Origin of the sequence: Tardiphaga robiniae, assembly GCF_013359755.1 — a bacterium.
GTDB classification, from domain to species: domain Bacteria; phylum Pseudomonadota; class Alphaproteobacteria; order Rhizobiales; family Xanthobacteraceae; genus Tardiphaga; species Tardiphaga robiniae.
The window spans coordinates 56971-77209 of the sequence record NZ_JABMCJ010000084.1 but is presented as its reverse complement, the minus strand read 5'-3'; the positions used below and the strand labels follow the sequence as shown (position 1 = coordinate 77209).

The window sequence follows — 20239 nt, the reverse complement described above, 5'->3', positions numbered from 1 at the left end:
GCGCGAGGGCATTGGGGGTTACCATGAGCCGTAAATATTTCGGGACAGACGGCATTCGCGGCCGCGCCAATGGTCTGATCACGCCGGAACTGGCACTGAAGGTTGGGCAGGCGGCAGGCTTGGTGTTTCAGCGCGGCGAACATCGTCATCGTGTCGTGATCGGCAAGGACACCCGGTTGTCCGGCTACATGATCGAAAATGCGATGGTGGCAGGCTTCACGTCGGTCGGCATGGATGTGCTGCTGGTCGGGCCGATGCCGACGCCCGCCGTGGCGATGCTGACCAAGTCGATGCGCGCCGATCTCGGCGTGATGATTTCCGCATCGCACAATCTGTTCGAGGACAACGGCATCAAGCTGTTCGGACCGCTCGGCTACAAGCTGTCGGATGATGTCGAGAAGCAGATCGAGGAATTGCTCGACGAGAATCTCGACAAGAGACTGTCGCAGAGCGCCAGCCTCGGTCGGGCGCGCCGCATCGACGGGGTGCATGATCGCTACATCGAATTTGCCAAACGCACGCTGCCGCGAAATCTCAGCCTCGATGGTTTGCGCGTCGTCATCGATTGCGCCCATGGCGCCGCCTACAAGGTGGCGCCGGAGGCGCTCTGGGAACTCGGCGCGGACGTCATCTCCATCGGTGTCGAGCCGGATGGTTTCAACATCAACAAGGAATGCGGATCGACCGCACCGGAAGCGCTGAGCCGCAAGGTGCGCGAGATGCGCGCCGATATTGGCATTGCGCTGGATGGCGACGCCGATCGGCTGATCATGGTCGACGAGCGTGGCCATCTGGTTGATGGCGATCAGTTGCTCGCCGTTATCGCGCAGAGCTGGAAGGAAGACGGACGGCTCGCCAAGCCAGGCATTGTCTCCACCGTGATGTCGAATCTCGGTCTGGAGCGTTTCCTGAAGGCGCAGGGCATCGATCTCATCCGTACGGCGGTGGGCGATCGCTATGTGCTCGAGCAGATGCTGCAGCACGGCTACAATGTCGGCGGCGAACCCTCCGGCCATATCATCATGTCGGACCATGCGACGACAGGCGACGGTTTCGTAGCTGCGCTGCAGGTGCTGGCCGTGGTGACCAAGCTCGGTCGGCCGGTGTCGGAAGTCTGCCACCTGTTCGATCCGCTGCCGCAGATTCTGAAGAATGTCCGTTATCGCAGCGGCAAGCCGCTCGATGATGCGGAAGTGAAGTCCACCATCGCTGCCGGTGAACAGCGCCTCAACGGCCATGGTCGTCTCCTGATCCGCCCGTCGGGCACGGAGCCAGTCATCCGCGTGATGGGAGAGGGCGATGACCGCGTGATGGTCGAGGAAGTGGTGGATTCCATCGTTGACGCGCTGGGCCACGCAGCCGCGGCGTAAGATTCCTGTTCGTTCGCTCTGGCCAAGGCGCCAGCGCGATGACTGCCGAGCTGACATGAAGAGCCGTCTTGCCCGAATATTTATCGGGTGAGGCGGCTCTTTTGCGTTTTGATAGTTCGCGTTGGAGCGCTTTCGAGCGAAGTGGGCACCGGTTCGCATCAAGGAAACGCGTCAGCAAAAAGCTGGAGCCTCGGTTCTGATCCGGTCAGAGCCGAAGGCTCCGGGCAGGTAAGTCCTCGTTAACACCTGGCGATGCCGCGGCGCATTGCAGCGCGGTTTGATAGCAAGACATTGTTAGTAACTGTGGCGACGCAGTGGCGTGATGGAATTTGCGTGCATTTTCGTCACCAAATATCAACCTTAAAAGTTAGGGTTAAGCGCCGCTTAAGGAGTTGGTGTCATCGTCCGTTTGTGAGTTTCCGAGTGTGAGGCCTCCATTAGTTGCCTCTTTGGCCCAAAAGGACGAAGCCAATGCGTAGCGTTAAATTCATTCTGGCCGCGGGCGCGGCTTCCCTGATGTCGACCGCCGTTCTCGCTGCCGACATGCCCATTGCTCCATCGCCTCAGATGTATGCGCCGCCGCCGGTTGAAGACTTCGGCGGTTGGTACCTGCGCGGCGATATCGGTTTCAGCAACCAGCGCGTCAAGAACATCGAGATGGGTGATGGTCGCAACGCCAATCTGCTCTCGCTTCAGCAGACCACTGCCTTCGATACGGCTGGCATCTTCCAGCTCGGTGTCGGTTATCAGTTCAACAACTGGTTCCGCGGTGACATCACCGGCCAGTATCGCGGCAATTCGAATTTCAAGGGCACCGATCACGTAACGTTCCCGTCGAGCGGCCTCGTTGGTACCGGCGTGAACAACTATAACGCCACCAAGTCCGAATGGGTGGTGATGGCCAATGGTTACGTCGATCTCGGTACCTGGTGGTGCGTGACCCCGTTCGTCGGTGCCGGCGTCGGCATGGCTCGCGTCAATATCGGGAACTACACGGATAACGGTGCGATCAATGTCGGCTCCGCCGGCGGCGTGCCCTTCATCGGTGGCCCGTTCCCGAGCTACGCAAGTGCACCTGCTGCATCGAAGTGGAATTTCGCATGGGCCCTGCACACGGGCTTGGCTTACAAGGTCAATCCGGCAATGACCGTCGAACTCGGCTACAGCTACATGAATCTCGGCGATGGCCAGACCGGACCGGTCTCCACCTATGATGGCTTCACCCGCGGCGTGGCGATGCAGTTCAAAGACATCACCTCGCATGATCTGAAGCTCGGCGTGCGCTGGAACCTCGACAGCCCGCCGGCATATGCGCCGCCGCCGTTGATCCGCAAGGGCTAAAGCAAGCGCTGATCGCCTCAACTATCTTAAGAGACCTTAACGGCGCGGGAGCTTCCCGCGCCGTTTTGTTTTGCACGGGTAGTATCATCGCAACCAATGATTAAGGTTAACAGCGGATGATCGGGACAGTTCGGTGAGTTGAGGAATTGTCGTGATGCGTAGACTTCTGATCGCTGCAGCTCTGCTGGGCGTCGTGCAAACTGCTCAAGCGGCTGACATGCCGGATTTTCCGGTGCTGCGCGGTTCGTTCCCCGAGGGACTGAGTTCAACACGCGCGATCTGGGACGGCTTCTATGTCGGCGGACAGGTCGGTTATGGATCAGGCGATACCAAATTCAAAGGCTCGAACTCCGACATGACGGGGAGCCTGGTGGCCAACACCTTGGTCGGCAGGGAAACGGGTGTCGCATCATGGCCGCTCAGTTTCACCAACCAGTCGGGACATTCCGAGGTGTATGGCGGTTTCGCGGGTTACAACTCGCAGTGGGAAGACGTCGTAATCGGACTTGAGATGAGTTACGTTCATGGCAAGTTCGGCGGTACATCTTCAGGCGATATGTCGCGATACAGCCTACTGTCAGATAATAATTATCATACGGTGACGTCGCGCGCGTCGAGTTCGATTAGCATCAGCGATATCGGCACATTCCGTGCTCGCGCCGGTTATGCTTTTGGCAACTTCCTGCCTTACGCCTTCGGTGGACTGGCGCTTGGCCAGGCTGACATCGTCCGGACGGCCTTTGTCAGCGATTTCGTCACCGCGGGGCCGGGATCGACGACACCATCCAATCTGCTAGGGCGGCAACTCAATAACAGCATCGAGGATGGCAAGTATAGCCACCTGATCTACGGCTACACCGCTGGTCTGGGCTTCGACATGGCGATCGTTGGCGGCCTGTTCCTGCGCGGTGAATGGGAATACATCCGTTTCACGTCCCAAGTAGATACCTCGATCAATACCGTCCGAGCCGGTATCGGCTACAAGTTCTGACATCCACCCCGCGCTCGCTTGACAAAGTGTAGCGCGGCTGCTGCTCTTTTGCTTCCGTACAGGGGAGCAACAATGAAGATCTACGGCGATCTGAATTCCGGCAATTGCCTCAAGGTGAAGTGGGTGAGCGATCACCTCAAACTTTCCTATACGTGGATTGATATCGATACGAGCAAGGGCGAGAGCCGGACGCCGGAGTTTCTGGCGCTTAACGGCGCCGGCCAGGTGCCGACCGTTGTGCTCGATGACGGCCGTCCGCTCGCGCAGTCCAATGCCATCATCCGCTATCTCGCCCGTGGCAGCGATCTGATCCCGACCGATGCCTATGATGCCGCCAAGATGGATGAATGGCTGTTCTGGGAACAATACAGCCACGAGCCCTATATCGCGGTGTGCCGCTATCAGATCGTCTATCTCGGCAGGTCGATTTCGGATCTCGATCCTGAGAAGCTCAAGCGCGGCTATTTCGCACTGGTGCGTATGGAGCATCACCTGACGACATCGCGTTTCCTTGTGGGAGATCGCGTCTCGCTGGCTGACGCATCGTTGCTGGCCTATACGCGCGTGGCCCATGAGGGCGGCTTTCATCTCGACGGTTACGCATCGATCAGGCGCTGGATCGCCGATAGCGAGAAGGCATTGGGTATTTCGTGAATACGCAGATCAAGCTACGGCCTGCGCGCCGCGAGGACGTCGTCGCGATCGTGGTAATGCTGGCCGATGATGCGCTCGGCCGTGGCCGCGAGCGTATCGAGGACCCACTGCCGCAATCTTATTACGAGGCCTTCGATAAACTCGCGCATGACCCAAATATCCGGTTGATGGTTGCAGAAGGCGGCGACGGCAGCGTGGTCGGATGCCTGCAGCTCTGCATCTTGCCGGGCTTGAGCTCGCAGGGCGCTTCGCGTGCACTCATCGAGGATGTTCGTGTGTCGACGACGCTGCGCAGCCAGGGCACCGGCGAACAGCTGGTGCGATGGGCCATTGGCGAGGCACAGGCGAGTGGATGCAAACTCGTCGAGCTGCTGACGCATCAGACCCGGGTCGATGCCCAGCGCTTCTACAAGCGGCTCGGTTTTGCTGACAGCCATGTAGGCATGACGTTGCGGTTCTAGAACGCGTCATCATCATGTCGTCCGGCGGACGCCGCGCCGCGCCGTTCGTTGCAAGGCATCAGCAAAACCGGCGGTGGTACGCCGGGACGGGCGACGTCATCCGGCCATCAATCACGCGTGATAGCCCGGAAGTCGCTTGACGCTCCGGGTCGGTTCCCATATCCACGCCAGCGGGACACCTCCCCCCAACGGGAGGCTAGCTATCTGGAAGGATAGATTATGACTGCAGCGAAGCCTTCTTCGCGGCCCAACGTGCCGCATTTCTCCTCCGGCCCCTGCGCCAAGCGCCCAGGCTGGACCCCCGAAAAACTCACCGACGCAGCCCTTGGCCGTTCGCACCGTGCGAAGATCGGCAAGAACAAGCTCAAACTCGCGATCGATCTGACGCGTGAAGTGCTTGAAGTGCCCGCAGATTACCGCATCGGTATCGTGCCGGCATCGGATACGGGCGCTGTCGAGATGGCGCTGTGGTCGCTGCTCGGGCCGCGTCCCGTCACCACCATCGCCTGGGAATCCTTCGGCGAGGGCTGGGTCTCCGACATCGTCAAGGAGCTGAAGCTCAAGGACGTCACCAAGCTGCATGCCGGCTATGGCGAACTCCCCGACCTGTCGAAGGCCGATCCGAACTCGGACATCGTCTTCACCTGGAACGGTACCACTTCCGGCGTGCGCGTACCGAATGCCGACTGGATCAAGGCTGACCGCGAAGGCCTGACCATTTGCGACGCGACCTCGGCCGCTTTCGCGCAGCCGCTCGACTGGGCGAAGCTCGATGTCGTCACCTTCTCCTGGCAGAAGGCGCTCGGCGGCGAAGCCGCACATGGCATGCTCGTGCTGTCGCCGCGCGCTGTGGCGCGTCTGGAGAGCTACACGCCGCCGTGGCCGCTGCCGAAGATCTTCCGCATGACCAAGGGCGGCAAGCTCAACGAAGGCATCTTCGTCGGCGAGACCATCAACACGCCGTCGATGCTGTGCGTCGAGGATTATCTCGATGCGCTCGGCTGGGCCAAGTCGGTCGGTGGTCTCAAGGCGCTGATCGCGCGTGCCGACGCCAACACCAAGGCGCTCGCCGACTGGAAAGCGAAGACGCCGTGGATCGACTTCCTGGCGGCTGATCCGGCGATCCGCTCCAACACGTCGGTATGCATGAAGGTGATCGATCCCGCGATCACCGCGCTCTCGCCGGACGCGCAGGCTGACTTCGCCAAGAAGCTGGTCGCCGCCGTCGAGAAGGAAAATGCCGGTTTCGACTTCGCGCATTATCGCGATGCGCCGGCTGGTCTGCGCATCTGGTGCGGTGCCACGGTCGAAGCCAAGGACGTCCAAATCCTCACGCAGTGGATCGACTGGGCCTTCGCCGAAACCAAGGCTTCGCTCGCTAAAGCGGCTTAGTTGCTCTTAACCTCTCCCCGCCTAGCACAGCTTCGCTGTGCGCGGGCGGGGAGAGGTCGGACATCGCGCGAAGCGCGATGTCCGGGTGAGGGGCATGGCACTCAACTCTCCTCACTCCTGCATTCTCGGGTCGAAAGCGGCCCCTCATCCCGACCTTCTCCCCGTAAGAACGGGGAGAAGGAGCCTGCTGCGTTTGTCGCGCCTACACCGGCTCCCATTTCGAGGATCACATCCATGACCGCCCCCAAAGTTCTCATTTCCGACGCTCTCTCTCCCGCCGCCGTGCAGATCTTTCGGGATCGCGGCATCGACGTCGACTTCCAGCCGAACCTCGGCAAGGACAAGGACAAGCTCGCCGAGATCATCGGCAACTATGACGGCCTCGCCATCCGCTCGGCCACCAAGGCGACCGCGAAGATCCTCGAGAAGGCGACGCGCCTGAAGGTGATCGGCCGCGCCGGCATCGGCGTCGACAATGTCGAAATTCCCGCGGCGACCGCCAAGGGCATCATCGTCATGAACACGCCGTTCGGCAATTCGATCACCACCGCCGAACATGCGATCACACTGATGCTCTCGCTGGCCCGCGAGATCCCGCAGGCCGATGCGTCGACGCAGGCCGGCAAGTGGGAGAAGAACCGCTTCATGGGCGTCGAGATCACTGGCAAGACGCTGGGCGTGATCGGCTGCGGCAATATCGGCGCCATCGCGGCTGACCGCGCGCTCGGACTGCGCATGAAGGTCATCGCCTTCGATCCGTTCCTGTCGCCGGAGCGCGCCAAGGATATTGGCGTCGAGAAGGTCGAGCTCGACGACCTCCTCAAGCGCGCCGACTTCATCACGCTGCACACGCCGCTCACCGAGAAGACGAAGAACATCATCGATGCCGCTGCCATCGCCAAGATGAAGCCCGGCGTGCGCATCATCAACTGTGCCCGCGGCGGTCTGGTCGACGAGCAGGCGCTGGTCGATGCGCTGAATAGCAAGCATGTCGCCGGCGCTGCCTTCGACGTGTTCGTCGAGGAGCCGGCCACCAAGAACGTGCTGTTCGGCCATCCCAATGTGATCTGCACGCCGCATTTGGGCGCATCGACCACCGAAGCGCAGGAGAATGTCGCGCTGCAGGTCGCCGAGCAGATGTCGGATTATCTGCTGTCGGGCGCGATCTCCAACGCGGTCAACTTCCCGTCGATCACCGCGGAAGAAGCACCGAAGCTGAAGCCGTTCATCGAACTCGCCGAGAAGCTTGGCTCGTTCGCGGGCCAGCTCACCGAGACCGGCATTGCCAAGGTGCAGATCACCTATGAAGGCGCGGTGGCCGAAATGAAGATCAAGGCCCTGACGTCTGCTGCATTGAGCGGGTTGCTGCGGCCGATGCTCGGCGACGTCAACGTCGTCTCCGCGCCGGCCGTTGCCAAGGAGCGCGGCATGGTAGTCGATGAAGTGGTGCGCGCGGCGCAGAGCGATTACGAAAGCCTGATCACCGTTACGGTTATCACCGAACGGCAGGAACGCTCGGTGTCCGGCACTGTCTATCATGACGGCAAGCCGCGGCTGGTTGATATCAAGGGTATCCGCGTCGATGCCGAATTCGGGAAGTCGATGATCTATGTCACCAACGAGGACAAGCCGGGTTTCATCGGAAAGTTCGCTTCGCTGCTCGGCGATGCCAAGGTCAACATCGCAACCTTCCATCTCGGCCGCAACGAACAGGGCGGTGACGCCATCGCGCTGGTGGAGATCGACGGCGTTGTGCCGGCCGATGTGCTGAGCAAGGTGCAGGCGCTGCCGCAGGTGAAACAGGCCAAGGCGCTGACATTCTGAGTGTCTCTTACCCGAACTGACATTGCCGAAATCCCCGTCCGAAAGGCGGGGATTTTTTCGTTTTGCGGAAAATGTTCACATTCAGGTCGGCGCGGCAGGTTTGCCCCCGCCCCGCACGTGTAAGGATTTGGGAACACTACCCCGATACATTTTACTCCGAGGAATCAGCGATCGAAAATCGCACGCCCGGGGGAATACAGCCGTGAAGCTCGCCAATATCCGTATTACGTACAAGCTCGTCGTTCTGGTGGCCGTCACCATGATCGGCCTCTGCGCCGCAGGCATTCTGGCCGCCTATATGGTCAAGAGCGAGATGCTCTCCGCGCGAACCGAGCAGCTGAAGTCGATCGTCGAAATCGGGACCAACGTAGCGGCCAGCATCCAGAAGGATGTCGCAGCAGGCAAGCTCACCAAGGAAGCCGCGACCGCCGAGCTGGTACGCCGCATCGAGCCGATGACCTATGACAACGGCAACTATCTGTTCATCTACACGATGGACGGCGAAGTGGTTCATCTGCCGGGCTTCAAGGCGGGATCCAACCGGCTCGACGTCAAGGTTAGCGGCGTAGCCATTACGCGTGAATTCCGCGACGGCGTCGCAGCCAACGGCACGAAGATTCTGACCTACGAATTCCAGAAGCCCAATGAGCAGGTCCCGTCGCGCAAGATGGGTTATGCCGCGGCGCTTCCCGGCTGGAACATGTTCATTGCCACCGGCGCCTATCTCGATGACCTCGACGCTCATCTGAAACCGATCATCTGGGCGCTCGGCCTAGCCATGCTGGCCATTGCCGCAGTGGCGGGTGCGATCGCGTGGCTGATCGGCCGTAGCATCACCAAGCCGCTCGGCATGCTGGGATCGCGCATGGAGTCGCTCGCCAATGGTGCGCTGGATGAGGAAATTCCCGGCGTTGGCCGTAGCGATGAAGTCGGTGCGATGGCCAAGACGGTTCAGGTGTTCAAGGACAATGCGCTGCGTATCCGCTCGCTGGAACAGGTCGAGGCGGATGCGCAGGGCCGTATCGCCGCGGAGCGCCGCGCCGCCATGGAGGCGATGGCCACGGATTTCGAGCGTAGCGTGACCGGTATCGTCCGCTCGGTCTCCACCGCCGCTGTCGGCATGCAGAGCACTGCGCAGTCGATGACGGCGACGGCAAGTGATGCAAGCTCGCGCGCCGCGACGGTCAGCGCAGCTTCGACGCGCTCGTCCGACAATGTCAGCACGGTTGCGGCGGCTGCGGAGGAATTGTCGGCGTCAGTCAGTGAAGTGCTGCGTCAGGTATCGGCCTCCAGCGAGATCGCCAGCAAGGCGGTGGGCGATGCCGAGCGCACCAATGCGACTGTTCAGATCCTGTCGAGCGGCGCTGAGAAAATCGGCGAAGTCGTGCAGCTGATCCACAGCATTGCCTCCCAGACCAATCTGCTGGCGCTGAACGCGACCATCGAAGCCGCACGTGCCGGCGAGTCCGGCCGCGGTTTTGCGGTGGTGGCATCCGAAGTGAAGGCGCTGGCCAGTCAGACCGCCAAGGCCACCGAGGAAATCTCGGCGCAGGTTGCCGCCATGCAGGCATCGACCAGCGAGGCCGTTGCATCGATCGGCGCCATCACCGGTACCATCGCCCAGATGAGCCAGATCACCAACACGATCTCTGTGGCGGTGGAGCAGCAGGGCACGGCGACGCAGGAAATCGCGCGCAACATTCAGTCGGTGTCGGCCGGCGCGAATGAGATCAGCAATCATATCGGCGGCGTCAGCAGCGCAGCCGAGGCCACCGGCTCGGCGGCGTCACAGGTGCTGTCGAATGCAAAGGAGCTGGAGAGCCAGTCCGGCATGCTGCGCACCGCCGTGGATGAATTCCTCGCCAAGGTGAGAGCAGCCTGAGTCAAATCCTTCCCCGAGCGCGGCTTAGCTGCGCTCGGGGAGCTACAGGGCTGGGACTTGCCTGAACTATTGAGTTTCGGCCGCTGCGTCGTATCGCTGCACCACCGAATTTAAATCTGCACAATGATAGTTCATAGTGGTGCGCAGCTACCTGTAGCGCGACTTTTGGTGCATTCGAGGTAACCTATAACCGCGGTTGCAAAAACGGAACTACACACCACTTCACGAACTCGAAACTACACCCTGCGATGGTGACTCGCTTATTTCAGCGCGCCTTACAGGGATACTTCCCATGAATCGTTTGAAAATTTCGATCGGCCTTCGCCTCTACAGCATCATTGGCTTGAGCTTTCTTGGCCTCGCCGGGCTGGCCTGGATGCAGCTGAACACCCTCGGCGACTCCCTCAAGCAGCAGCGCCAGAGCGAATTGACCCATCTCACGGAGCTGGCGCTCGGCATCGCGCAGGAAGAATACGCGACGATCCAGCGTAGCGGTGTGTCGGACGAGGCCGCGCGCAAGACCGCAGCGGCGCGTATCGGCAAACTGCGCTACGGCAATGGCGATTACTTCTGGATCAACGACCTGCAGCCGCGCATGGTGATGCATCCGATCAAGCCCGAGATGAACGGCAGCGATCTCTCCGGCAACAAGGACCCGAACGGCAAGCGGCTGTTTGTCGAATTCGCCGATGTCGTGAAGAAGCAGAAGGCTGGCTTCGTCGATTATCTTTGGCCGAAACCCGGCAAGGACGCACCGCAGCCGAAGCTCTCTTATGTCGTCGGTTTCGAGCCCTGGGGCTGGGTCATCGGCACCGGCGTCTATATCGACGACTTGCAGGTACAGCTCTGGGAGAGTGCGCGCACCGTGATGATCGCGGCACTCGCGGTCATTGTCATTCTCGGCGCGCTTGCCTGGATGATTGGCCGCAGCATCACCATCCCGCTTCGCCGGCTCGGCGCGCGCATGCGCGGTCTCGCCGATGGCGCGCTGGATGAAGCGATCCCCGACGTCGATCGGGGCGACGAGATCGGCGCCATGGCCGCAACGGTTCAGGTGTTCAAGGACAACGCGGTGCGTATCCGCGGGCTCGACAAGATCGAGGTGGAATCGCAGGCCCGTGTTGCTGCCGAACGCCGTGCGGCGATGGAAAGCCTCGCCGATGATTTCGAGCGCAGCGTCAACGGCATCGTGCGTTCCGTCTCCACCGCCGCGGCCGGCATGCAGAGCACTGCACAGTCGATGACGGCGACGGCAAGCGACGCGAGCTCGCGCGCTTCGACGGTCGGTGCGGCATCGGCGCGTTCATCTGACAATGTCAGCACGGTTGCCGCCGCGGCTGAAGAACTATCGGCATCGGTCAGCGAAGTGCTGCGTCAGGTCGCAGCCTCGAGCGATATCGCCAGCAAGGCCGTGGGCGATGCGGAGCGCACCAATGCGACGGTGCAGCAGCTCTCCAGCGGCGCCGAGAAGATTGGCGAGGTCGTGCAGCTGATCCACAACATCGCCTCGCAGACCAATCTGCTTGCGCTGAACGCAACCATCGAAGCGGCACGCGCCGGTGAATCCGGCCGTGGCTTTGCGGTCGTCGCGTCGGAAGTGAAGGCACTGGCGAGCCAGACGGCCAAGGCGACCGAGGAAATCTCCGCGCAGGTTGCAGCGATGCAGGCGTCGACGCAGGAGGCTGTCAACTCGATCAACGCCATCACCGGCACGATCGCGCAGATGAGCCAGATCACCACGACGATCTCGGCGGCAGTGGAAGAGCAGGGTTCGGCCACGCAGGAGATCGCGCGCAACATCCAGTCGGTTGCCGCTGGCTCGAGCGAGGTCAGCGCTCATATCGGCGGCGTCAGCGCAGCGGCGGAAGCAACGGGGCAGGCGGCAGGCATGGTGCTGTCGAATGCAAAGGAGCTGGACGGCCAGTCGAGCATCCTGCGCAAGGCGGTGGATGAATTCCTCGCGAAGGTTCGCGCAGCGTAGAGCCTTTCCTCTTCTCTCGCGGAGAGCGAGCTCTTGTAGCGCTGCAATCGTTGCTCATCACCAAGTATCACAGGCTCGATGATTTGCGGGTTTGGTTTGTAAAGAACAAAAAAAGGTCTGTTCGGTATTCTTCTCATCAATTGGTATTTGCGCCCGCGACCTTTTTTGGAGAACTCATTGTGAAGATAAGTAATCTGACGATCACGCCCAAGCTAGGTATTCTGGTGGGTGTCATGTTGCTTGGTCTGTGCGCGTCTGGCGTTCTCGCGGGATATTTCGTTCAGCGCGAGATGATGACCTCGAGGATCGAGGAGCTTCGCCACTTCGTCGATGCCGCGCGCAGCGTGGCGATCGGTTTGCAAAAGCAAGTCGACGCCGGCCAGCTCACCAAGGAAGCAGCGATGGCTGAATTCGGTCGTCGTGCAAATACGATGACCTATGACAACGGCGCGGGCTACCTGTTTGGCTCCATGATGGACGGCGTGACGGTGTTGTCCCCGGATGCCAAGCAGATCGGTCAGAACCGCCTCGATGTGGTGACCAATGGCAAGGCGATCGGTCGCGAGTGGCGCGACAGTATTGCTGCCAAAGGCGAGCACACGATGTTCTATGACTACGTCAAACCCGGCCAGACGGAGCCGCTGCGCAAGGTTGCCTATGCCGCAGCGATCCCGGGATGGAATATGTATGTGGGCGCCGGGGCCTATCTGGAAGACCTCGACGCCAGGTTGAAGCCGATCGTCTGGGCGCTCGGTTTGGCGATCCTTGCTATTGGTGCGGTCGCGGGCGGCATCGCCTGGATGATCGGCCGGAGCATCAGCCGCCCGCTCGGTCAGCTCGGTGCGCGGATGCGCACGCTGGCCGATGGCGCGCTCGAAGACGACATTCCCGGGACCGGGCGCGGCGATGAGATCGGTGCGATGGCATCGACCGTTCAGGTCTTCAAGGACAATGCGGTCCGGATTCGCGGGCTCGACAAGATCGAAGCAGAGACGCAGGCGCGCGCGTCTGCCGAGCGTCGTTCGACCATGGAGAGCATCGCCGATGATTTCGAACGCAGCGTCAACGGTATTGTCCGCTCGGTATCGACGGCAGCGGCAGGGATGCAGACCACCGCGCAATCCATGACGGCGACCGCCAGCGATGCCAGTTCGCGTGCATCGACGGTCGGCGCCGCGTCGGAGCGGTCGTCTGACAATGTCAGCACGGTTGCAGCCGCCGCCGAGGAATTGTCGGCTTCGGTCAGCGAAGTCCTGCGGCAGGTCTCGCAGTCGAGCCAAATTGCCAGCAAGGCAGTCGGCGATGCGGAACGCACCAATGCGACCGTTCAGCTGCTGTCCAGCGGCGCGGAGAAGATCGGCGAAGTGGTTCAGTTGATCCACAGCATCGCCTCCCAGACCAATCTGCTCGCGCTGAATGCGACCATCGAAGCGGCGCGCGCCGGCGAATCCGGACGCGGCTTTGCGGTCGTCGCCTCGGAAGTGAAGGCATTGGCGAGCCAGACCGCCAAGGCTACCGAAGAGATCTCCGCCCAGGTTGCCGCGATGCAAGCGTCCACCAGCGAAGCCGTGCTTTCGATCAGCGCCATTACGGGGACCATCGCGCAGATGAGCGAGATCACCACCAGCATCTCCACGGCCGTCCAGGAGCAGGGCGAGGCCACGCGGGAAATCGCGCGCAACATTCAGTCGGTCGCGGCGGGCTCCAGTGAAATCAGCGAACATATCGGCGGCGTCAGCAGCGCAGCAGAAGCGACCGGGACGGCGGCCTCGCAGGTGTTGTCGAATGCCAGGGAGCTCGACACCCAGTCCGGCATGTTGCGGACGGCGGTGGACGAGTTCCTGACCAAGGTGCGTGCGGCGTAGAGGCTCTTCTTCCCCTCTCTCCCCTTGTGGGAGAGGAAAGTAGATCACGCTCTAACGCAAAAAGCCCTCCCTTGCGGGAGGGCTTTCGTCGTTTCAGGCGGGGGCCTGCTCGCGTTGCTTACTTCGCCTTCAGGAAGTCGGCGACTTCGAGCAGCACGAACTCGTTGTCGTCGGCCTTGTTCGGCTCGCGGCTCGACGAGAACGGCAGGTTGTTGTCGTTGCCGACGATGATGTGGGTGGCATCAACCTGGTCGACGTTCTCGATGGTGAAGAACGGGAAGGTCAGAACGCCGTCATTCAGCGGCTTGCGGGCCAGCTTGTTCGGGTCCTGGATCTTCATCAGGTCGATGAAGCCGATCTTGCGAACGGGCTTGCCGACATTGGCGTCGTTCAGTTCGATCTTGTAGACCTTCTTGAACTTGGCGAGATCCGGGAAGCAGTCTTCACCGCGCTTGCCGTCGGCGCAGGCCTTGTCCTTGGTGCCTTCGCCGTTGTCACGCTCGATGATCAGGCCGTTGTCGGCGGTGACCATGTTGAAGTCGCCGATTGCATTGCCGTTCTGTTCGAACACGTACTGCCAGTAGCGACCGGTGAACTTCTCGTTGGCGACGTCGAATTCCAGGATGCGCGAAGCTTCCTTGCCGTCGACCTTCTCCCAGTCCTTCTTCTCGGCATCCCAGATCGGGCCTTCGAGCAGGCCGTAGAGGAACTTGCCATCCTTGGAGGAGGCGAAGCCTTCATAGCCCTTGGAGCGGCGCAGGTTGACCGTGGTGTAGGTGGCGCCCGGCGCACCCGGCGACTGCACCGACCAATGGTCCGGCGAACGCACCGGCTTGCCGTCGGCGACGGTGTCGAACACAGCCAGAACCTTGCCGGTCTTGTCGGCCTTGATGATGTAGGGGCCGAATTCCTCGCCGATCCAGAAATTGTCGCCGACGATCTGGAAGCCTTCGGTGTCGACATCGGCGCCGGTCAGGTAGCGCTTGGCGGTGTCTTCATGAACGATGCGGAACGGCACCTTCTTGTCGGGATCGTGCAGGAACACGGTGGCCTGACGCTCGACCTTGCCGTTCTTCCAGTCGATCTTGTGATGATTGAGATAGATCATGTAGTCGGCCGAATTGTAGCGCGAGCCGGCGCCATTGTCGGTCAGCACCCAGAACGAACCGTCTGGCATCACCTTGATGCCGGAATGGCCCTGCAGCGGCTGGCCCTTCATCGGCAGCGAGATGCCGGTGGCGCGCTCGTAGGACTTGCCCATCACGGTGCCGAGCGCGTCGACGCGCTTGCCGGTGGTGTATTTGCCCGAGGTCTTCAGGTCGTTCGGCGCATCCACAGGCGCATCGATGGTCGACGTCGCCGGCAGCACGGCATGGCCGGCGAGCTTGGCGGGGAATTCACCTTCGGTCTGGGCGAAAGCGGCGGATGTGAGCATGACGAGGGAAGCGACGGAGCAGAGGAATGTGCTGCGCATGGTTGTCTCCTTTGTGGTGACCATGCGGCGTGTTCTGGGGCGCGGGCGTTACGCTGCGCTGACAGTTCCGTGACAAGAAAATGACGAGAGGGGAAAACCCTGCGACATGCAGTCGCCGAGTCTGCGGGTTAGGCGTGGTTCCTCTTCATTCAACCCACGCAAAACCATCGTCATGGCCGGGCAAAGCGCGAAGCGCGGCTTCGCTGGATGTCCCGGCCATCCACGTCTTCTTTGTGGCCGAGACGTGGATACCCGGCATTCGCCGGGCATGACGAACATACCTGCCGTGCGGTTCTATCTGAAATGCGCCTACTGCTTCTCGATCCCCGCATCCGTGATCAGCTTCTCCCACACCTTGAGCTGATCCTTCAGGAAGGCGTCGAATTCTTCCGGCGTACCGGAGAAGGCTTCCATGCCGCGGTTGGCAAGGTCTTTCTGGATCTCGGGGCGTTCGACGATCTTGCGGATTTCGGCGTTGAGCTTGACGACGATGTCCTTCGGCATGTTGGCCGGGCCGAGATAGCCCTGCCATGACGTGATGTCGAAGCCCTTCACGCCGGCCTCGTCCATGGTCGGCAGATCGGGCAGCAGTTTGGAGCGATATTTCGTGGTCACCGCAAGCGACTTCAACGCCTTGGCGTTGACATGCGGCAGGCCGGTCGGAACGTCGACGAACATCATGCTGACACGGCCGGCGATGACATCGGTGAGCGCCGGTGGTGAGCTCTTGTAAGGCACGTGCAGGAGATCGAGCTTGGCGAGGCGGGCAAAGGTCGCGCCCGAGACGATCGCCGACGAACTGCCCGATGCGTAGGAGTACTTGCCCGGCTCTTTCTTGGCGAGCGCGATCAGCTCTTCCACGGAGTTGGCGGGAATCTCAGGATTGATCACCAGCATGAAGGGCAGGTCGCCGGTGCGCGCGATCGGCGTGAAATCCTTGATCGGATCATAGCTCATGGTCTTGAGCAGAAAAGGATTGGCCGAATGCGTCGTGTTGGTGGTCACGAACAGCGTGTAACCATCGGCGGGGGCGCGGGCGACGAAACTGGCGGCGATCGAGCCATTGGCGCCGGCCTTGTTGTCGATCACGGTGTTGGCGTTCAGTGCGGTGCCGAGTTCCTTGGCGATCAGGCGCGTCGTGGTGTCGGTGCCGCTGCCTGCGGCGAAAGGGAGCACCAGCGTGATCGCCCGGTTTGGATAATTCGCAGTTTGTGCGATGGCATCCGGGGTCGCCAACAGCAGCGCTCCGATAAACGATGCGCTCGCCACACCGCGAAGAACTGAAAGTCCGTGCATTCCGCTTTTCTCCCTGAATCGGCCTTGGTAGCCCATGTTTGTTGCGGGCAAACTAGCGGAGGTCGGTGACACACGGAAGCGGAAAGGTATGCAGTTCAGGTGAGTGCGCTGTCGATGGTGTAGGCCATGCATCGACGTCTGCAGCACTGGGGCGACCTTATCGCGTTCGTGAGTGACAGCACCTGCAGACGGCCGCTGATCCGCAGCATCTCCGCGTCGGGGTCGGTGCGAATGCCGGTGCAAGCTCCCGAGCACGCACGATCGTTTCGCCGCGGTCCTTCTCGTCCCCGCTACTGCTTCCCGACCAGCGGACAGGTTCAGCGCCGCGCAGGCGCGAAGCTCTTTGACAAATGCAAAGCAGCTCCTATATAATTAGAATAATTCTAAACTAAGCAAGGCATTGATATGAAGGCGTTTTCGGAGCTCACCGAACGCGAGGTGCTGGCGGTTGCGATCTCCAGCGAGGAAGAGGACAGCCGGATCTATCTCAGCTTCGCCGAGGATCTGGCAGAGCGCTATCCCGATTCCGCGAAAGTCTTCAGCGAGATGGCCGAAGAGGAAAAGGGCCATCGACATCTGCTGTTGCAGATGTATGAGGAGCGCTTCGGACCGAACCTTCCGCCGATCCGGCGCGAAGACGTCAAGGGCTTCATCCGCCGCCGACCAATCTGGCTCACGCGTAACCTGTCGCTCGACACTATCCGCAAGGAAGCCGAGAGGATGGAGTTTGAGGCCGAGCGTTTTTACGCCAGGGCTGCCGAGCAGGCGACGGATGTCGGCGTTCGCAAGTTGCTGGGCGATCTGGCCGAGCTGGAAAAAGGACACGAGCATCTCGCGGCCAAATTATCGGATGCCATCCTGACGTCCGACGTTCGTACGGTGGAGGACAACACCCGCCACCGGATGTTCGTCCTGCAATATGTCCAGCCAGGTCTTGCGGGCTTGATGGACGGCTCCGTATCGACGCTGGCGCCGCTGTTTGCGGCCGCGTTTGCAACACATCACAACTGGCAGACATTCCTTGTTGGCCTCGCCGCGTCGATCGGCGCCGGCATCAGCATGGGTTTCGCCGAAGCATTGTCGGACGATGGCTCCATGACCGGACGCGGCTCGCCGTGGTTGCGTGGCGGCATCTGCGGGCTGATGACGACGCTGGGCGGTCTCGGCCATACTCTGCCTTATCTCGTGCCGGACAGCTGGCCGAATGCATTCTGGATCGCGACGGCCATCGCGGGTGTTGTCGTTTTTTTCGAACTCTGGTCCATCGCCTATATCAGGGCGCGCTATATGGATACGCCGTTCCTGCAGGCCGTCTTTCAGGTGGTGCTTGGCGGCGTCATCGTTCTGGCGGTGGGAATATTGATCGGAGGCGCGTAGTGGGTGGGGAGGCGTCAGATGGCGTCGTTACGCGGGATGGCGTAGGTTCTATGCACGGGAAACCCTGCTGCTCGTCCCGCCGATGATGAGTGTGTGCGATGCATGATCGCGGCAGGTGCGATCGCGGGCAGCTTACGGGTAAAGGAGCGTCCCATGTATGCTGCCATTCGTCAGAGCAAGGCAAAGACCGGCATGGCTGAGGAACTGACGCGCAGGATCAAGGAAGGTGCCATTCCGATCATCAGTGATGTCGAAGGTTTCATGGCCTATTATGTGGTCTATGCGTCCGACGATACGGTGACGGCGATCAGCATCTTCAACAATTTCGCGGGCGCCGAGGAGTCGAACCGACGCGGGCTCGCATGGAGCGAACAGAATCTGGCGCCCTTGCTGATTGGACCAGCCACAGCGATAGCCGGGCCGGTTATCGTTCATACGTTGGCATAACGCGCGCGGGACAGGTGCTATGCCGGGCGGTGGCATGTGCGCGTAGATTACTCGCTAGATTCTCAATCTCCCAGCAGGCGCTTCGCGCCGGCGATTGCGCGGCGCGCGACTTCTTCGGGGCCGCGCTCCCGGGTCAGCGCATCCATCGGCACTTCGAGCGCGACCGGAATATGCTTCGGCAGGTGCGCGGCGATGGCGCAGAGGTCGATGCCGCCGTCGCCGGGTGGCAGCCGTTCAGCGCGCGCGGTGTGCAGCAGTCCTTCCACCGTGCCAGGCTTCTCCGCCGGAGCATCGCAAAAATGGAAAAACGGCAGCAAGCGCGATGGTATGTCGTCGAGTTCGGCGAGGCTGCTGTCGGAGCGGTCGAAATGCAGCGTATCGACGAGGATACCCGCATTGGCGCGGCCTGCGGTCTCGACGATGGCGCGCGCCTTGTGCAGGTTCGACACATTGGTCCAGGGAAAGAACTCCATCACCGGCATGATGCCGTATCGCGCCGCAAGATCGGCGATGGCCGCCAGTCGGTCGGCGAGGCGGGACAAGTCGGGATCATAGGGCGCGACGATGACATGGCGGGCTCCGAGCTCCGTGCCGGCGGTGAGTATCGGCTCAAGCGCCGCGACGTCGATCCCGGGCGTGATCTTGACGAGTTCAATATCGAGCACGTGCAGTCCGGTATCGGCGAGACGCGCCTTGGTTTGCCGCATCATCGCCTTGTCGTTCATCAGCGGGTAGCCAGGGCTTTCCGCGGTCACGGCTATCAGTCTCAGTCCGACACTCCGGTAGCCGCAGCGCGCGGCAACGTCGATCATCTCTGGCGGCGCCAGCGATAGCACGGTGAGGTGGGCGAGCGAGAAAACGGTCATGTGATGTTTTTACTCCCGATGTCAGGGTGGCCGGAGCGGATGTTCGGTCTATCGCCGCGATGCGATGAACACGCCTGATAGCACCAGCACGTAGCCGACGAGATGAAACAGTTGCGGCTGTTCGCCCAGAAACGCGATGGCCAATACCGAGCCGAACACCGGCATGAGATGCAGAAATGGTGCCGCGCGATTCGGGCCGATCAGCGCGATGCCGCGATTGAAGAACAGATAGGCCAGCGCGGAAGGAAAGATCATGGCATAGGCGAGCGTCAGCAGCGTTACGGTGTCGAAGATCAGCGGTGAACCGGAATTGAGTTCCCAGATGCTGACCGGCAGGGTCAGGATCGCGCCGCCGGCGGTGGTGAAAGCGATCAGCGACATCGGATGCGTCACCGGTCGCCGCAGCATCAGCGCCGAATAGATGCCGAACACCAGGAGCGCTGCGAACAGCATCGCATCGCCCTTGTTGATCTGGATACTGGCCAGTGCGGTGAGATCGCCGCGCAGGATGATGATCAGCACGCCGGCCATGGAGACCACGATGCCGAGCAACTGCGCCAGCGTCAGCCTCACGCCGAACAGGATCAGCGTCCACAGCGCGACACAGAGAGGGCCCGACGACTGGATCAGCAGCGCATTCAGGGCCTGCGTGTATTTCAGGCCCCAATAGGCCAGCACCGTATTGGCGGCGAAGCCGGTCAGCGCCAGCATCGTCATGAGAGAAAGTTGGGCGCGGAGAACCGGCCAGTCCGTGCGCAGATGCGTCCAGGCGAAGGGCAGCAACAGGAAAAAGGCTCCGATCCAGCGCACGCAGGCCAGTGTCACCGGCGGGACGTGGCCGGCGACATAGCGGCCGAGCACGATATTCCCGGCCCAGAACAGCGAGGTGAGGCTGAGCAGGAGATAAGGCTGGTTGGCGAACCAGCCGACGATCGTTGGTCGCGGCGGAGCGGAAGGGGTCATCGGCTCGATGGTCAATGCAGCTTTCCATAGGCGGCAGTTCGCCGGGTGGCACAAG

16 protein-coding genes are annotated in these 20239 nt (G+C 61.3%); 12 read left to right on the top strand and 4 right to left on the bottom strand.

The features are described 5' to 3' along the window. Positions 1-23: 23 nt before the first annotated feature. The 10 genes from glmM to HP556_RS15035 all read left to right on the top strand — a co-directional run bounded on the left by glmM (position 24) and on the right by HP556_RS15035 (position 13761). Positions 24-1370, top strand: a complete 1347-nt coding sequence (gene glmM, locus HP556_RS15080; RefSeq protein ID WP_068731229.1) for a phosphoglucosamine mutase — start codon at positions 24-26, stop codon at positions 1368-1370. Positions 1371-1841: 471 nt separating this feature from the next. Next, the gene (locus HP556_RS15075) at positions 1842-2711 is read left to right on the top strand and encodes an outer membrane protein (protein WP_175367568.1); all 870 of its coding nucleotides are present in this window, start codon (positions 1842-1844) and stop codon (positions 2709-2711) included. A 154-nt stretch (positions 2712-2865) separates the two neighbouring features. Further along, a complete protein-coding gene (locus HP556_RS15070) occupies positions 2866-3702 on the top strand; it encodes an outer membrane protein (RefSeq protein WP_175367567.1) in 837 nt (278 codons plus the stop codon). Between the two features lie 72 nt (positions 3703-3774). Then, positions 3775-4356: a glutathione S-transferase family protein gene (locus tag HP556_RS15065; protein WP_175367566.1), complete on the top strand. Its 582-nt coding sequence runs from the start codon at positions 3775-3777 to the stop codon at positions 4354-4356. A 56-nt stretch (positions 4357-4412) separates the two neighbouring features. Continuing rightward, a complete protein-coding gene (locus HP556_RS15060) occupies positions 4413-4817 on the top strand; it encodes a GNAT family N-acetyltransferase (protein WP_175367635.1) in 405 nt (134 codons plus the stop codon). 219 nt (positions 4818-5036) lie between these two features. Further along, on the top strand, positions 5037-6209 hold the full coding sequence (locus tag HP556_RS15055) for a phosphoserine transaminase (RefSeq protein ID WP_120288634.1): 1173 nt from the start codon (positions 5037-5039) through the stop codon (positions 6207-6209). 234 nt (positions 6210-6443) lie between these two features. Next, positions 6444-8033: a phosphoglycerate dehydrogenase gene (gene serA / locus HP556_RS15050; RefSeq protein ID WP_089261694.1), complete on the top strand. Its 1590-nt coding sequence runs from the start codon at positions 6444-6446 to the stop codon at positions 8031-8033. Positions 8034-8235: 202 nt separating this feature from the next. Then, complete coding sequence (locus HP556_RS15045) at positions 8236-9915, top strand: methyl-accepting chemotaxis protein (protein WP_120288635.1); 1680 nt, start codon at positions 8236-8238, stop codon at positions 9913-9915. A gap of 292 nt (positions 9916-10207) precedes the next feature. Further along, complete coding sequence (locus tag HP556_RS15040; RefSeq protein WP_089261690.1) at positions 10208-11896, top strand: cache domain-containing protein; 1689 nt, start codon at positions 10208-10210, stop codon at positions 11894-11896. 179 nt (positions 11897-12075) lie between these two features. After that, complete coding sequence (locus tag HP556_RS15035) at positions 12076-13761, top strand: methyl-accepting chemotaxis protein (RefSeq protein ID WP_175367565.1); 1686 nt, start codon at positions 12076-12078, stop codon at positions 13759-13761. A 118-nt stretch (positions 13762-13879) separates the two neighbouring features. Here HP556_RS15035 and HP556_RS15030 read toward each other — a convergent pair whose 3' ends face one another. Then, complete coding sequence (locus HP556_RS15030) at positions 13880-15235, bottom strand: esterase-like activity of phytase family protein (protein ID WP_175367564.1); 1356 nt, start codon at positions 15233-15235, stop codon at positions 13880-13882. A 309-nt stretch (positions 15236-15544) separates the two neighbouring features. Continuing rightward, a complete protein-coding gene (locus HP556_RS15025) occupies positions 15545-16531 on the bottom strand; it encodes a Bug family tripartite tricarboxylate transporter substrate binding protein (protein ID WP_120288638.1) in 987 nt (328 codons plus the stop codon). Positions 16532-16936: 405 nt separating this feature from the next. Here HP556_RS15025 and mbfA point away from each other — a divergent pair, with 405 nt between their 5' ends. Both mbfA and HP556_RS15015 read left to right on the top strand, forming a co-directional pair. Beyond that, complete coding sequence (gene mbfA, locus HP556_RS15020; protein WP_175367563.1) at positions 16937-17908, top strand: iron exporter MbfA; 972 nt, start codon at positions 16937-16939, stop codon at positions 17906-17908. A 153-nt stretch (positions 17909-18061) separates the two neighbouring features. After that, positions 18062-18355, top strand: a complete 294-nt coding sequence (locus HP556_RS15015) for an antibiotic biosynthesis monooxygenase (protein ID WP_089263582.1) — start codon at positions 18062-18064, stop codon at positions 18353-18355. A 62-nt stretch (positions 18356-18417) separates the two neighbouring features. Here the strand turns inward: HP556_RS15015 and HP556_RS15010 are convergent, their stop codons facing one another. Together HP556_RS15010 and HP556_RS15005 are read right to left on the bottom strand one after the other, a co-directional pair. Continuing rightward, on the bottom strand, positions 18418-19221 hold the full coding sequence (locus HP556_RS15010) for a sugar phosphate isomerase/epimerase family protein (RefSeq protein ID WP_175367562.1): 804 nt from the start codon (positions 19219-19221) through the stop codon (positions 18418-18420). Between the two features lie 48 nt (positions 19222-19269). Further along, positions 19270-20184: a DMT family transporter gene (locus HP556_RS15005; protein ID WP_175367634.1), complete on the bottom strand. Its 915-nt coding sequence runs from the start codon at positions 20182-20184 to the stop codon at positions 19270-19272. Positions 20185-20239 lie beyond the last annotated feature (55 nt).

Coding starts and splice junctions, on each gene's coding strand:
- glmM (WP_068731229.1), top strand. CDS start 24: ATGAGCCGTAAATATTTCGGGACAGACGGCATTCGCGGCCGCGCCAAT.
- HP556_RS15075 (WP_175367568.1), top strand. CDS start 1,842: ATGCGTAGCGTTAAATTCATTCTGGCCGCGGGCGCGGCTTCCCTGATG.
- HP556_RS15070 (WP_175367567.1), top strand. CDS start 2,866: ATGCGTAGACTTCTGATCGCTGCAGCTCTGCTGGGCGTCGTGCAAACT.
- HP556_RS15065 (WP_175367566.1), top strand. CDS start 3,775: ATGAAGATCTACGGCGATCTGAATTCCGGCAATTGCCTCAAGGTGAAG.
- HP556_RS15060 (WP_175367635.1), top strand. CDS start 4,413: ATGCTGGCCGATGATGCGCTCGGCCGTGGCCGCGAGCGTATCGAGGAC.
- HP556_RS15055 (WP_120288634.1), top strand. CDS start 5,037: ATGACTGCAGCGAAGCCTTCTTCGCGGCCCAACGTGCCGCATTTCTCC.
- serA (WP_089261694.1), top strand. CDS start 6,444: ATGACCGCCCCCAAAGTTCTCATTTCCGACGCTCTCTCTCCCGCCGCC.
- HP556_RS15040 (WP_089261690.1), top strand. CDS start 10,208: ATGAATCGTTTGAAAATTTCGATCGGCCTTCGCCTCTACAGCATCATT.
- HP556_RS15030 (WP_175367564.1), bottom strand. CDS start 15,235: ATGCGCAGCACATTCCTCTGCTCCGTCGCTTCCCTCGTCATGCTCACA.
- HP556_RS15025 (WP_120288638.1), bottom strand. CDS start 16,531: ATGCACGGACTTTCAGTTCTTCGCGGTGTGGCGAGCGCATCGTTTATC.
- mbfA (WP_175367563.1), top strand. CDS start 16,937: ATGAAGGCGTTTTCGGAGCTCACCGAACGCGAGGTGCTGGCGGTTGCG.
- HP556_RS15015 (WP_089263582.1), top strand. CDS start 18,062: ATGTATGCTGCCATTCGTCAGAGCAAGGCAAAGACCGGCATGGCTGAG.
- HP556_RS15010 (WP_175367562.1), bottom strand. CDS start 19,221: ATGACCGTTTTCTCGCTCGCCCACCTCACCGTGCTATCGCTGGCGCCG.
- HP556_RS15005 (WP_175367634.1), bottom strand. CDS start 20,184: ATGACCCCTTCCGCTCCGCCGCGACCAACGATCGTCGGCTGGTTCGCC.